The sequence below is a fragment of the Rhodospirillum rubrum ATCC 11170 genome (genome assembly GCF_000013085.1).
Lineage (GTDB): Bacteria > Pseudomonadota > Alphaproteobacteria > Rhodospirillales > Rhodospirillaceae > Rhodospirillum > Rhodospirillum rubrum.
In genome coordinates this window covers 1,934,669-1,947,585 of record NC_007643.1, presented here as the reverse complement: position 1 = coordinate 1,947,585, position 12,917 = coordinate 1,934,669, and the positions used below count along the sequence as shown (strand labels likewise).

Here is a 12,917-nt window from a genome sequence, read left to right as displayed (position 1 = left end):
GCCGGGCCGGGGTCCGGGCCCCTACCCGGGCCCGATCAGCCGGGATTAGGCGGCGTCTTCATCCTTGGAGGAGCGGTTGGAACTGACATAGGCGATCGAGGCGTGCTCGGCGCAATAGGGTTTGCCCGGCGTCGTCGGCTTGCCGCAGAAATGGAAGCCCGGTTCCCGCGGATCGCCGATCGGCCATCGACAGGTATGGGCCGACAGATCGACGACCGAACGGATCTTGGGTTCGGGTTTGGCCTCCTTTTGCGTACGTTTGATCGGCGAGGGCCGCCCTTTCAAACCCAGCCGGTGGGCCTTGCCAACCACGGCGTTCTTGGAGACCCCGATCTCTTTGCCGATTTCGCCGGTGGTCAGGCCGTCAGCCCATAGCTTTTTCAGCCGGTCGATCTTCTCGTCGTTCCAAACCATTGAATTCGCGTCCTTCCACCATCGGCTGGTGCCGCGTTGCCGCGACGTGCCCCCAGCCAACCAACCGCCCGGGAAAGCCGGTCACCACGAAAGGAAACCACCCCCTCGCCCCGACACGGCTAGCCGTTGCGGCATGACCACGCTCCGCCCGACCGGAGCGATCCGGTGGGATCTGGGGATCATAGCTGATTTCCGCAAAACCGGTGGAAAAAGCGGCGCGAATCGGCGGGCTTTTAGCCCGCGGCGAAACCGCCGAAAAAAAGGGGCCGTAGTTACCTACGGCCCAAGTTCAGGGAGGAAACGTCCAAGAAAGACAGCATAACTGCGAAAAACGCATGGACCGTCATGCTGCGCTGCAAAATATGCCCCAGGGGAGGGAAGCTTGTAAAGAGCTTTTTCGCCTCCCTCTGATCCTTGCGCCATTTGGCTTGTTTGAGACGATCCAATGTACCATTTTGATGCCAACCGTCTGGATCGCCTCCCTTGATCCGGCCTCAAAAAGGAGGGGTATCCCTCCAAGGTGAACCCGCATGGTCGAGATTACGTGGTCCGAAAAGATGAGCGTGGGCAACAGCGCCCTGGATTGGGATCACAAAACCCTTCTCGATTTACTCAACCGCTTTCACGGTGTGGCCGCCGGGCAGGTCAACCCCTCGGAGGTCCCCGCCCTCTTCACCGAGTTGGTGCGGTATACGGAATATCATTTCCAGATCGAGGAACGGCTGATGCGGTTGGCCGGCTATGCCGAGCTTGACAAGCACAAGGAGATGCACGCCGCCCTGGTCAGCCGCCTTCTGGCTTTTCAAAGCCAATACCTTGAGGCGCCCGAGCGGTTCAATTTCACGGCGATGGCCGATTTCCTGTCGGACTGGCTGGTGCGCCATATCCTGCGCGAGGACATGAAGATGGGCGAGGTTCTGCAATCGGTCGCCAAGACCATCACCCGCCGCTCCGCCCCCTCGACGAGTTCATCGTGACGGGCGGCGCGTGGCGAGTCGGTCAGCGCGGCGGCAGTTTCACCAGGGTGCACCAGAACTGCTCGATCCCGCGCACCACGTCGATGAACTGATCGAAGTCGACCGGCTTCACGATATAGCAATTGGCGTGCAGGTCGTAGCTGCGGATGATATCGACCTCGGCTTGCGAGGTGGTCAGAACGATCACCGGAATACGCTTAAGGTTCGGATCTTCCTTAAGTTCTTCAAGAACTTCCCGACCATCCTTACGCGGAAGATTGAGGTCGAGCAAGATCAGGTCGGGCCGTGGAACGCCGGCATAAAGCCGTTCACGGCGCAAAAAGGCCATCGCCTCGATACCGTCTTGAACCACATGCAGGTTGGTCGGCAGCCCTCCCTCCTTGAACGCCTCGGACGCCAAGCGCGCATCACCGGGATTATCTTCGACCAAAAGGATATCCATTAGCGGGTCCTTTTTTACCCATCGGGCAAAGCCATGAGCCAACGCCCCGTCTTACCTCGCTTTTCGTCCACACCGCAACTCCCTTGTAAGGCGGGGGGTTATCGGGGCGGCGGCGTTTGACCCGGGGCGGCCGAGGCCAGGGCATAGCGGTTCTTGCCGCCGCGCTTGGCCCGGTACATGGCCTCGTCGGCGGCGCGCAGCAGGCTTTCGGCGTCGCGGCCGTCGGCGGGCGAAAGGGCGACCCCGACGCTCGCCGACAGGACCAGCGGCTGATCCTCGATCGAAAAGGCCTCGCCCAGAACCTGGACCACCTTGGCCGCGACGGTTTCGACATCGCTTTCCGCCTTGACCTCGCTTAGCAGCAAGGTGAACTCGTCGCCCCCCAGGCGGGCGACCTCGTCCGATACCCGCACGGCGCGGCGCAAGCGGCGGGCGACCTCGCGCAGCACCTCGTCGCCGCCCTCGTGTCCGAAGCGGTCGTTGACCTGTTTGAAGCCGTCGATATCGACGAACAACAAACCAAGATGGCGGTCATAACGCCGGGCCCGTTCGAGGCCCGAGACCAGAAGCTTCTGGAAAAGGGCGCGATTGGGCAGGCCGGTCAGCGGATCGGTGGTCGCCTGACGGACCAGCTCCTCCTCGGCCCGGCGGCGGAAGGTGATGTCGGAAAAGACCACGACATAGCCGACGACCCCGCCGCTCGGATCGGTGACGCCATTGATCCGCAACCAGTCCGGGGCGATCTCGCCATTGCGGCGGCGCGTCCAGATCTCGCCCTCCCAGGTCGAGGTCTCGCCCAGGCGCTTCCAGATGTCGCGGTAAAAATCGCCGTCGTGAACATCCGAACGCAGGAACGGCGCCATCCGGCCGACCACCTCGTCGGCGCCATAGCCGGTCACATCGAGGAAGGCCGGATTGACGCGGACGACCACGCCATGGGCATCGGTCACCATCATCCCGGTGTCCGTATGACGAAAGGCCGCTTCCGCCATCAGCAACTGGCGGCGAAAGCGCTGGCGTTCGATGGCGTGCAAGATCGCCCGGCGGACCAGTTCGCCATCGCCCTTGCCCTTGACCAGATAGTCCTGGGCGCCCTGCTGAACCGCCTGCATGGCGGTGGTGAAATCATCAAGCCCCGACATCACCACCACCGGGATCTCGTTGGTGGCGACCATCAGCCGCTCAAGCGTGCGCAGCCCCTGGCTATCGGGCAAAAAAAGATCGAGAAGCACGACATCGAAGCGGGCGGAGGCAAGGCACGCGCAGGCGCTGGCCAGATCCTCGCAGACCCGCACGCGGAAGCGCACCTCATGCTGTTCGGACAGGTTGATCTGAATCAGCCGGCTGTCACCGGGATTGTCTTCGACAAGAAGGACATCGATGGTCCTGTCAAACAGCATGCATCCCCCTGGGGTGGCCAGCGCGAAGGAAGACCGGTTTCCCGGCTCTCGCCGCTCTGCTTTTCTTGCCTTCGGATCAGGGTGTGCGCGCCAAATCAATCTCATTGGGCGCAAGATGATCTGGTCTGCCAGGCGTCGAAGCGGACGGATCTAGTCCGTAAGGATATGGGGATGCCGTAAACCTGGAACCGGGTCAACCCCAGCGCCGTTGGTTCCTAGTAAAAACTTCTTTTAAGCGTCATGAATGGGACAAAAGGCGGCCCCCGGGGCGGCGGGGGAAACGGAGCCTTAGGCTAAGCAAGCCCAGCCACAGGTCGCCGTCAACAGCCAATCGCAAAGCCCGTGCTTTCGCCGGCACCGTCATGTGCCGGTTCCCGATCCGGGGATTTCAATGGACAGTTATTCTTTTTTAGAGAATTAATGAACTTTCTAATTCGCCAATGGAGAATTTATCCATGGACCTCGCCGCGCTAGCGGTCTTTCGCACGGTGGCCCGCGAACAGAGCGTCACCCGCGCCGCCGAACTGCTTGGCCGGGTTCCCTCGAATGTCACGACCCGCGTTCAGCAGCTCGAGGCGGAAATCGGCGTGGCGCTGTTTCAACGCGACAAGAAGCGCATGGTGTTGACGGCGGCAGGCGAGACCTATCTCGACTATGCCGAGCGCATTCTGAATTTGGCCGAGGAGGCGCAACAGCGTGTCAAGCCGCTCGCTCCGTTTGGAACCTTGCGCGTCGGCTCAATGGAATGCGCGGTCGCCAGCCGGCTCCCCGCCCCGCTCGCCCGCTACAGCGCCGCTTGGCCGCAGGTGAGGATCGAGCTGACGACCGCGCCGACCCGTCCCCTGATCGAGGCGGTTCTGGCGCGGCGGATCGATTGCGCGCTGATCGCCCTGCCCTCGGGCGAGGGGTGGCTCGGGCCTACCCCCCTCGACACGGTGCCGGTATTCCGCGAGGACTTGGTTTTGCTGCTGCCGCACGGCCATCCCGAAGTCCACACAGCCGAAGATATCAAGCCCCGAACCCTGGCGACCTTCGCGCCGGGGTGCACCTACCGCGGGCTCGCCGAAGACTGGCTGACCGACCAGGGCCGGCGGCAGATGGCGTTCGCCATCCAGGAGGTTCGGTCCTACCACGCGATGTTCGCCTGCACGGCGGCGGGATCTTGCGTCAGCGTCATGCCGCGCGGCTTGGTCGAGCTCATGGATCATCGGGAAGCGGTCGAGGAAAAGCCGCTGAGGACGGTCGACACGTACCTCGCCTCCCGCCCCGGCTTCGCGACGTCCGCTTTCGCCGCCTTCCGCGAGACGCTGGGCGAATTCTCGGACTTCAAGGAGGAAGGCGATGGAGCGGGCTGACCAAACGGCGACAATCGCCGCGGCCCTGGTGTTGGTCATCGGCATGGGCTTTGGTCGCTTCGCCTTCACCGGTCTGTACCCGCTGATGGTGGCCGACCAGCAGATCTCGGTCGCGGGCGGCTCCTATGCCGCCTCGGCCAATTATGCCGGCTATCTTCTCGGTGCGCTTCTGGCGGCGCTGCCGTTGGGCATGCCAAGCCGCAAGCTTTGTACCTTGGCCGTGGTCACGACGGTTGCCCTGCTCGGCCTGCTGGCCCTGCCGCTGACGGAAGGACTGATCGTCGCCCTTCGCGGCGTCGCCGGCCTGTCGAGCGCCTTCGCCATCGTCGCCGCCTCCCACTGGCTGATCCATGACCAGGGGCATCACCACGGCGCGCCGTTCCTCTTCTCCGGCGTCGGCATCGGCATTTTTCTTTCGGCGGAGATGATCGCGGCCGGCCATCAGGGCTTGTTGTCGAGCCGGGCGATCTGGCTGATGCTGGCGATCGCTGCTCTGGCCCTCGGCGGCGTCTCGATCGCCCTGCAGCGTCGCGCCGAGGGCGCACAGACGCACCAAGAGCCGCCCTCCCCCCGCGCCGCCGACGCCCGGCCCAGGCCATCGCTTGGCGCGACACGGTTGATCGTGATCTATGGCCTTGCCGGTCTTGGTTACATCATCACCGCGACTTATCTGCCGTTGCTGGTGCGGACCGCTTTCGCCGCGATCGATCCCGCCCATATCTGGGCGGTGTTCGGGCTGGGCGCCGTGCCGTCGTGCTTCCTCTGGCACGCCTTGCATGACCGCTGGGGCACGCGCCGCAGCCTGCTGGCCAACTTGGGGGTTCAGGCCATCGGCGTCACCTTGCCCGTCCTCCACACGCCCGCCAGCTTCATTTTCAGCGCCATCCTGGTTGGCGGAACCTTCATGGGCACGGTGACCATCGCCATGCCTGCCGCCCGCAAACTGGCGGGGAAGGTCCGTTTCAACATGCTGGCGATCATGACCGCGTCCTATGGCGTCGGTCAGATCATCGGTCCGTTGATGGCAAACGCGCTTTACCGGCGCACGGCCTCCTTTGACACGCCGTTGATCATCGCCGCCCTGGCCTTGGTCGTGGCGGCCACCTTCTGCCTGCGCCGCGGCGGCACGGCGCCCCCATCGCGCCGGCCGTGACGCGGGCGCTGCGGAGCGTGTAGAAAAGGGACAGCCTTGAGGGATTCGGTTTGAGGGGCGAGGGACGTCGTATAGGCGCCATGAGCGAGACACCAGAAATACCGGGCTCCGGGTATCGCACCGGCGAGGCCTTGTTGCGGGCCGGCGATATCGCCGGGGCGATCACCGCCTTTCGCGGTCATCTGGCCGCCAGCCCCGACGATGCTCTGGGCTGGTTCGCCCTAGGCTCGGCCTTGTTCTTCGCCCAGCGCTGGGAAGAGACCCGCGCGGCCTATGCCCGGGCCGCCGCCATCGACCGGGCCTATACCCTGGGCGGCTTGCTGCGCCCGGGCGACGTGGAAACCGCCCTCGATCCCGCCCCCTTCCTTGGCCAATTGCCCGAGATGAGCATGATTATCCCGCCAGCCCATAGCGGTCCGCTGGCGGTGGTTGGCTGCGACAGCGCCTATTTCCTGGATTTCGGCGCCGCCCTGGCGCTGTCGATGGACAAGGCGGCGCCGGGTTGGGGCCTGCACCTTCACCTGATCGCCCCGACGACCCCCGCCCTTGATCTGCTCGAACGGCTGATCGGCGGGCTGCGGGCGATCACCCTGTCGTTTTCCCTGGAGCACCTGCCCCCCGCCCTCCGCGCGCCCGAGGCCCAGCGCACCTATCTGGCCTGCCTGCGCTTCATGCGCCTGCCGGCGATTTTGGATGAGCAGCAGGCGCGCGCCGGACGCGTTCCCGTCGTCGTTCTTGATGCCGACAGCCTGATGTGCAAGCCGTTGCTCGGCCCCGACGATTGGCGCCCCCCGGGCCCGGAGGGCGGTTGGCGGGCTGGGTGGGACGTGGCGCTCAAGGATTCCGGCCTGTTTCCCCTGGGGCCGCTCTGGCGGTATTCGGCCAGCTGCGTCGGCCTCGCCCCCACCGACGAGGCCCGGGCCTTCGCCGCCCATGTGGCGACGCTGCTGGCCCGCCAGGCGCTGACGGTCAACGGATTGGGCTGGATGATCGACCAGTTCGCCCTGGCGGTGGCGATCGCCGCCCGCCAAACCCAAAGCCCCGCCTTCCGCCTGGGCGACTGGCCCGACCGGCTCTATCGCCTGTATGAGAACCCGCCCGACGCCGCGCTGTGGAGCTTCTGCTCCCAATCGAAATACGACGACCGCCTTTACCGCGACATGGTCAGGCTGTTGCTGGCGGAGATGGGGTAGGATGGCCCGCCGCTTCCAGGCCCGCCGCTTCTTGACCCAACAGCAAACAGGGTATCGGATTGGGCGGCTGACCGGTTTTGATCGATCTGGGTGGGACGGTCGATACCACCGCGGTTGGCGCCACCCCGTAATAGCCGATAACCCGCTGCGCATCGTGAACGACCATCACAACGGTGAAGCCCTTTTCCTGCTTGGAGAGGGCCCGGGTTTTCAGCCAAGGATCAAGGGCGGGCTTGCCGCAGGCGAAGCCGGAAAGATCATGGGCGGCATTCAAGGGTTCTGGCGACGAGAGCGACATGGTCCATCAGGTCCGGTCGTCCCCGCCTTCCCAAAGGGCCGATCGGCTTAGAATCTCGACCATCCCCGGAACGGACGCGGCGGGTGCCGATAGCGCCGCTTTGAAGTCGGCCAAGCCCCCTTCCGACATGCGGATCAAGACCGCACCCATCCACCACCTCTTCGGCGGCCCGCACCGCCGCCTCGCGCACGAAATCCGTCCGCGATCGACCACGCAGAGTGGCGGCCCGGTCGATCAAGGCGAGATCGGCATCGGGCAGACGCATGGAGAGAGGATGATCCTTGCGGTTGGCTGGTGCGGGCATGGCGCTGACTCCTCAGGACGGACCAACGGAGATACGCATTGGTAGCGTATTTTACAATACCAACACGTGCCGGCACCGAATGGCACGAAGCGATATGGCGAACCGTAAGTTCTCCCGCCACCTGCCAATCTTTGAAGGCCTGATAGGGGCTATAGCCGACTGTCTGCATTTAGATAAAAATCTCAAATAGCTGACATTGATCTGTCGCTCGCCGCAATGGCCTCTTCCTACCCTTTTGAGTTTTTCAAAAAAATTGCAAAACTCAAGTTCTGACCGTCAAGGATGTGCATAGCTACGCCGAGGCTGTTAGGATGGCCCGGCCAACCGAGGTCTGTGCAGCGTGAGCTCACGCATAGGGCATCTCACCTAGCGCCATCGTTGTGAGTAGTTGGATCCCTAGATCAGGACCTTACCAAGGAGCCGTCATGCCCCTGCCCGACATCGATTTCAAACAGATCCGCCTCCGCGGCAATACTCAGGCTGATGCCTTTGAAGAACTCTGCTGCCAACTGGCCGCCGACGAAGCATCGACAATCCGCATTCGCTTCGATCGCAAAGGCCGCGGTGGCGATGCCGGCGTCGAATGCTACGAGACGCTGACGGACGGGTCCGAGATCGGCTGGCAGGTCAAATTCTACTGGGACACTGACTCGATGCTGCGCTCGCTCAGCAAGTCGCTCGACACAGCGCTGGTTAAGCATCCGAAGATGGCCAAGTTCATCGCTTGCTTTCCCTTCGATCTGGCCGATGCTCGCGTCGAGGATACGACCACGGCGTTCGACAAATGGCAGAGCTGGCGCGCAGATCAGATAACGAAGGAGGCAACGGCTGGCCGCACAATCGAGATCGAGCGCTGGGATGCCCATGCGCTGCGGCAGCGGTTGACCGCCAGCAATCCCCGTGCTGCAGGCCGTGTCGCGTTCTGGTTCGACCAGCGCCTGCTCACGAAAGATTGGTTCGACGCCAAATTCGCCCGCGTAAAGGCCGACCTCGGCGAGCGCTACAATCCCGTGGTTCATATCGACCTGCCGATCGGTCGGGCGCTTCGCGCCGTCACCGGCGACCCCGACCTCTTTGCCGAGCTTGAAACACTCGGGGAAGCGGTGGGCACCGCAGCGGATCTCGCTTTCCCGATTTCCGGCACCCCGGTCGAGCGCGCGTGCGACGCCGCTGCGGCGGCGCTACATGATGCGGCGCGCTCGCGCATGGTTCCAGCCTCGAAGCTCCTCGACCTGGTTCACGCTGCAACGGACGCAGCCTTTCAGTTGCATGATGCACTTGGTACGACAAATGGCGATCAAGATCCAAGTGCCAGCATGGTTGCCGTATCCGATCTCGCGTCGCGACTTCGTGCTGTCATGATCGAGCTTCGTCAACCGCACTGGACATTGCTGAACAGCCAGTCTCTGCTCATCTCCGGCGCCGCCGGCAGCGGCAAGTCACACCTTCTCGCCGACGCCTGCGCGCGCCAGCTCGCGGCCGGGCGTCCGGCGCTTATGGTTCTCGGCGGCACGCTGGTCGACGCGGAGCCTTGGGATCAAATCCTGCGAGCCCTTGATCTTCCCCGCCACCTCGAAGTCGGCCAGTTCCTCGGCGTACTGAACGCCGCGGGCGAGGCTGCCGGTGTCCGTGCCCTCATCGCCATTGATGCGCTCAACGAGAAAAGCGGCCAGGCAATCTGGCCCGAGCGCCTGACTGGGCTGCTCCATGACATCAAGGACTATCCGTGGGTCGCGGTGGTCCTTTCCTGCCGGACGACCTATCTCGAACTCATCGTCCCCGACACGCTCGACGACACCAAGCTGCCGCGGATCACGCATCGCGGCTTCTCAGTCGCGGAAGTGCGCGACTATCTGCGACAGCGCGGCATGACCTTGCCGGAGACACCGCTCCAGGTCGCCGAGTTCCGGACTCCTTTGTTTCTGCGCCTCTATTGCGACGCACTCGCCTTTGAGGGGGAAGCCCTGCTCGCACGCCATCTGGGAGGCGTGACCGATGTCTTCCGTGCCTATGGCGCCACAGTGGCGCGACGTGTCCATCGCCAGCTCAAGATTCCGCCCGGTCGCGACCCGGCACACCAGGCACTCGCCGCGCTGGCGCGTGAAATGGCCGACGCCGGACGCGCTGACGTCACGCTCGACCGCGCCGAGGAGATCGTCCACGCGGTGCTGCCGGGCCGGTCGACCGACGACGACCTGCTGTTCCAGCTCGAGACCGAGGGCATGCTTGCGGTCGAGTCAGTGATCGGCCCGTCGCGCGCGAACGCACAGGCGGTGCGGTTCACCTTCGAGCGCATGGGCGACCATGCGGTCGTGGCGGATCTGCTCGCGCGCAGCAGCGCCGGCGGCGCTGCGGGACTGTGCACTCCCGGAACACCGTTGCATAACGCGCTCGACAACCCCGATAGCTGGATCATCCCAGGACTGCTCGAAGCTTTGGCCGTCCAACTCCCCGAGAATTTCGGCATAGAGCTTCCCGACCTGGTTGGCCTGCCGGCCGGATTGAAGCCAGATCAGGCCTTCATGCAGAGCCTTCAGGTTCGGCGTCTCGACGCGATCACGGCACGGACGTGGGAGCTGGTCGATACCATCGGCGGTGCGACTCTTCGCTACGACACGCTCATCGCGCTATCGACGGAGCCAGGCCACCCCAACAATGTCCGTCACCTTGACGCGGAGCTGCGCGCACTGCCGATGCCCGAGCGCGATGCCCGCTGGTCGGTCCATCTTGCGGTAACGCCCGATGCGGCATTCCACCTGATCGACTGGGTCTACGCCGCCGACTCCGACGGTATCGCGCCCGAGCGTGCCGAACTCACCGCGATCCAGCTTAGCTGGTTCCTCACCACCACCCAGCGGAAATTGCGGGACAAGGCGACCAAGGCGCTGGTCCTGCTGTTAGCCGACCGTGCCGGACTGGCGCACAAGCTATGGCGGGCCTTTTCCGGTCTTGACGATCTGTATGTGGTCGAGCGCCTTGCCGCCGCTCTGTTTGGTGCGGCGATGCAGGGCCGCTGGAGCAGCGGCGCGCTGCGCGAGGCTGCCGAAACGCTGCAAGCGGATCTGTTCGCGGGCGGCACGCCGCCCACCAATCTGCTGCTGCGCGATCATGCCACTGGGTTGATCGGCTATGCCGAGGCGCACGGCGCGCTGCCCGTGGGGTTCGATCTCGCATCGACCAGACCGCCCTATTCCAGCCCATGGCCAATCGAGCGGATCTCGGACGAACAGATGGCCGGGTTCACTGTCGCCTTTGGCGAGGACGGCGAGCGCTTTTGGGACGATATCGTCAGTTCGCTCAAGGATGGCGACTTTGCACGCTATGTCCTTGATACGGTGGCGAGGCGGTACAGTCCAGCGCCGCGCGGGACCGATCCGCTGCCGACCGCCCAGGATCTGCGCGACCAGTGGCTCGCCGAGTTCGAGGCGAATGCGGGCGAACCGGAACTGGCCGCCTACACGGCGCTTCAGGCCGAGATCGACGCAATCAAAGGATCACGGGCAAGCCCTGTGCCTGCGGATCGCCGCGACGATCTGCGGGCAGCGAAGCAAAGATTTCGCGAGGCGATCGGCCCAGAACGTTATGAGGATTGGCGGGCTCGAGCTGAAAGCTGGCGCGACGAGGGCATGTACCAAAGCTTCGCAACGCACGACGGGCCGGCGATGTTCAATCTCGCCTGGGCGCGGCGCTGGGTGACGTGGCGCGCACACGATCTCGGCTGGTCGGAAGCACTGCATCAGCCGTTCGACCGCAAAATCCGCACCGGGCGCAATAGCCATGAGATCGAGCGCGTCGGCAAGAAATATCAGTGGCTCGCCACGTTTGAGCTGGCGGCGCGGATGGAGGACAATCTCGCAATATTGCCCAACGAAGAGGAAATCGGCCCAAGCCGCCTGCGCAACCTAGATCCATCGATGCTCCGAGAGCGCGCCGAGGAAGATGGCTGGCGTAGCCCCCGTGAAGGCAGCTTCTGGGCACCCCATCGGCCGAGCATCGAAGCGGCGACGCCAAGCGAGGCGCTTGCCTGGCTGAATTCCGAAACAGCGATGCTCGATGATCCGGATAATGTCGAAGTCGCGGATCCGGACGGCCGTCAATGGCTCGTGCTGACAGGGTTCGAGATCTGGGAGGAAAACCGGGACGTGGTGCGCTCGGACGCTTGGCGGAGGATTGGCTGCACGATCGTTCGCGCCTGCGACCGCCAAGCGCTGCTCGATCGGTTGAGAGGCATCCATATGACCGGAAACCACGACATGCCGATCGGCGGCGACGGCTATCACATGCATCTCGGTGAACACGCCTGGGCCTGGCCCGATCGTACCGACGATGGCTGGATCGAGGATTGGAGGCCTAATGGCGGCGACTGGCAGGCACCCGGCGTCGATGTACGTCCCCCGACCGCCGAATATATGGCCGAAGCCGGCGGCTACGATTACTCGATCTCGCAGAATATTACGCTCAACCTGCCCGCCGGCTGGCTGATGGCAGCGCTCGACCTTCGCCTCTCTGATGGCCGGTCGATCGAATTTCGCAACACGGCAGGCGACGTCGTTTTCATCGACCCGTCGATTGATCGGGCAGGACACAGCGTGGCGCTCGTCGAGCGCAGCGCGTTCCTCGATCTGCTCAAGCGCGAGGGGCTAGTCGCCGTCTGGGCGGTGGCTGGCGAAAAAAGTGTGTTCGGCGTGATCCACAGCGACGGCTTCGGCGGCCGGCGCGCCTTCACCCGCCTGTTCGTCTCGGACGGCGGCGCGCTCGAGGCGCTGGACCGGTTCGAAACGTTCGACAAGCCGTCGCCGCGGCAACGCGCAATTTTGTTCGCGCAAAGTGTCGAAGGTCTGCCCGACGATGACGACGACGAGAGCGATGACGAGGGCAAAGACATCCGCGTTGACGCGTGACGGTGCGCACTGCCTGGAAACTGATCGATCCCACGTGTTCCGAAGCCCTAATGCCACCTGTGGCCGCCACACGAAGCGACCACTCCGCACCGTTGCTCAAGCGAATCTTTTCGGGCTGCATGATCAGAAAGTCGAACGGCAGTCTCGCCTTCAATCAAGCTATAGCTATTATGACTGAAATGGGCGCGCATTCCCGCCATAGCGCGCCGCAACGTATTCTTGTGGCAATCACTTTACCAAATGCGATTCGAATTTTTCCGCCGTCGAACGCCGCTGTTTCTACGCTCTTTTGCGCGCGGGCCAGCCTCTGCCAGATACAAGGGCGTACGTTCGGCGGCCAATAGCGTACAGCGGAGGGCAATCGGCGGTTTTCGGCGTTCAAGTTCTGTAGGGAAATGGCGCGCCCTGCTGGATTCGAACCAGCGACATCTCGCTTAGAAGGCGAGTGCTCTATCCAACTGAGCTAAGGGCGCTTGAAAA

The 12,917-nt window shown here is 63.8% G+C and carries 10 protein-coding genes and 1 tRNA gene; 5 read left to right on the top strand and 6 right to left on the bottom strand.

The features are described 5' to 3' along the window. Positions 1-45 precede the first annotated feature (45 nt). Positions 46-414: a GcrA family cell cycle regulator gene (locus RRU_RS08590; RefSeq protein ID WP_011389346.1), complete on the bottom strand. Its 369-nt coding sequence runs from the start codon at positions 412-414 to the stop codon at positions 46-48. 530 nt (positions 415-944) lie between these two features. Here RRU_RS08590 and RRU_RS08585 point away from each other — a divergent pair. Then, complete coding sequence (locus RRU_RS08585; protein WP_011389345.1) at positions 945-1,391, top strand: bacteriohemerythrin; 447 nt, start codon at positions 945-947, stop codon at positions 1,389-1,391. Positions 1,392-1,413: 22 nt separating this feature from the next. On the opposite strand, the gene RRU_RS08580 is transcribed toward RRU_RS08585, so the two are convergent. Then, positions 1,414-1,833, bottom strand: coding sequence for a response regulator (locus tag RRU_RS08580; protein WP_011389344.1), 420 nt, complete (start codon positions 1,831-1,833; stop codon positions 1,414-1,416). A 98-nt stretch (positions 1,834-1,931) separates the two neighbouring features. After that, positions 1,932-3,233, bottom strand: coding sequence for a diguanylate cyclase domain-containing protein (locus RRU_RS08575; RefSeq protein ID WP_011389343.1), 1,302 nt, complete (start codon positions 3,231-3,233; stop codon positions 1,932-1,934). A 455-nt stretch (positions 3,234-3,688) separates the two neighbouring features. On the opposite strand from RRU_RS08575, the gene RRU_RS08570 reads away from it, so the two are divergent. The 3 genes from RRU_RS08570 (at position 3,689) to RRU_RS08560 (ending at position 6,934) form a co-directional block, all read left to right on the top strand. Continuing rightward, positions 3,689-4,588, top strand: coding sequence for a LysR family transcriptional regulator (locus RRU_RS08570; RefSeq protein WP_011389342.1), 900 nt, complete (start codon positions 3,689-3,691; stop codon positions 4,586-4,588). Next, on the top strand, positions 4,575-5,741 hold the full coding sequence (locus RRU_RS08565; protein WP_011389341.1) for a YbfB/YjiJ family MFS transporter: 1,167 nt from the start codon (positions 4,575-4,577) through the stop codon (positions 5,739-5,741). Before RRU_RS08570 ends, RRU_RS08565 begins: the two co-directional genes overlap by 14 nt. Positions 5,742-5,821: 80 nt before the next feature. Further along, on the top strand, positions 5,822-6,934 hold the full coding sequence (locus RRU_RS08560; protein ID WP_014626215.1) for a tetratricopeptide repeat protein: 1,113 nt from the start codon (positions 5,822-5,824) through the stop codon (positions 6,932-6,934). Here RRU_RS08560 and RRU_RS08555 read toward each other — a convergent pair. Together RRU_RS08555 and RRU_RS08550 are read right to left on the bottom strand one after the other, a co-directional pair. After that, on the bottom strand, positions 6,906-7,232 hold the full coding sequence (locus RRU_RS08555) for a hypothetical protein (protein ID WP_313388136.1): 327 nt from the start codon (positions 7,230-7,232) through the stop codon (positions 6,906-6,908). The two genes, RRU_RS08560 and RRU_RS08555, sit on opposite strands and share 29 nt — an antisense overlap. Next, positions 7,192-7,497 carry a DUF1778 domain-containing protein gene (locus tag RRU_RS08550; protein WP_237703869.1) on the bottom strand — a complete coding sequence of 102 codons (306 nt, stop codon included), beginning with the start codon at positions 7,495-7,497 and terminating at the stop codon, positions 7,192-7,194. Before RRU_RS08550 ends, RRU_RS08555 begins: the two co-directional genes overlap by 41 nt. 464 nt (positions 7,498-7,961) lie before the next feature. Between RRU_RS08550 and RRU_RS08545 the strand changes: the two genes are divergently transcribed. Beyond that, entirely contained in the window at positions 7,962-12,437 is a 4,476-nt protein-coding gene (locus RRU_RS08545; protein ID WP_011389337.1) for an ATPase AAA, read from the top strand. A gap of 396 nt (positions 12,438-12,833) precedes the next feature. Here RRU_RS08545 and RRU_RS08540 read toward each other — a convergent pair. Continuing rightward, positions 12,834-12,910: transfer RNA gene (locus tag RRU_RS08540), tRNA-Arg, on the bottom strand. Positions 12,911-12,917: the final 7 nt, after the last annotated feature.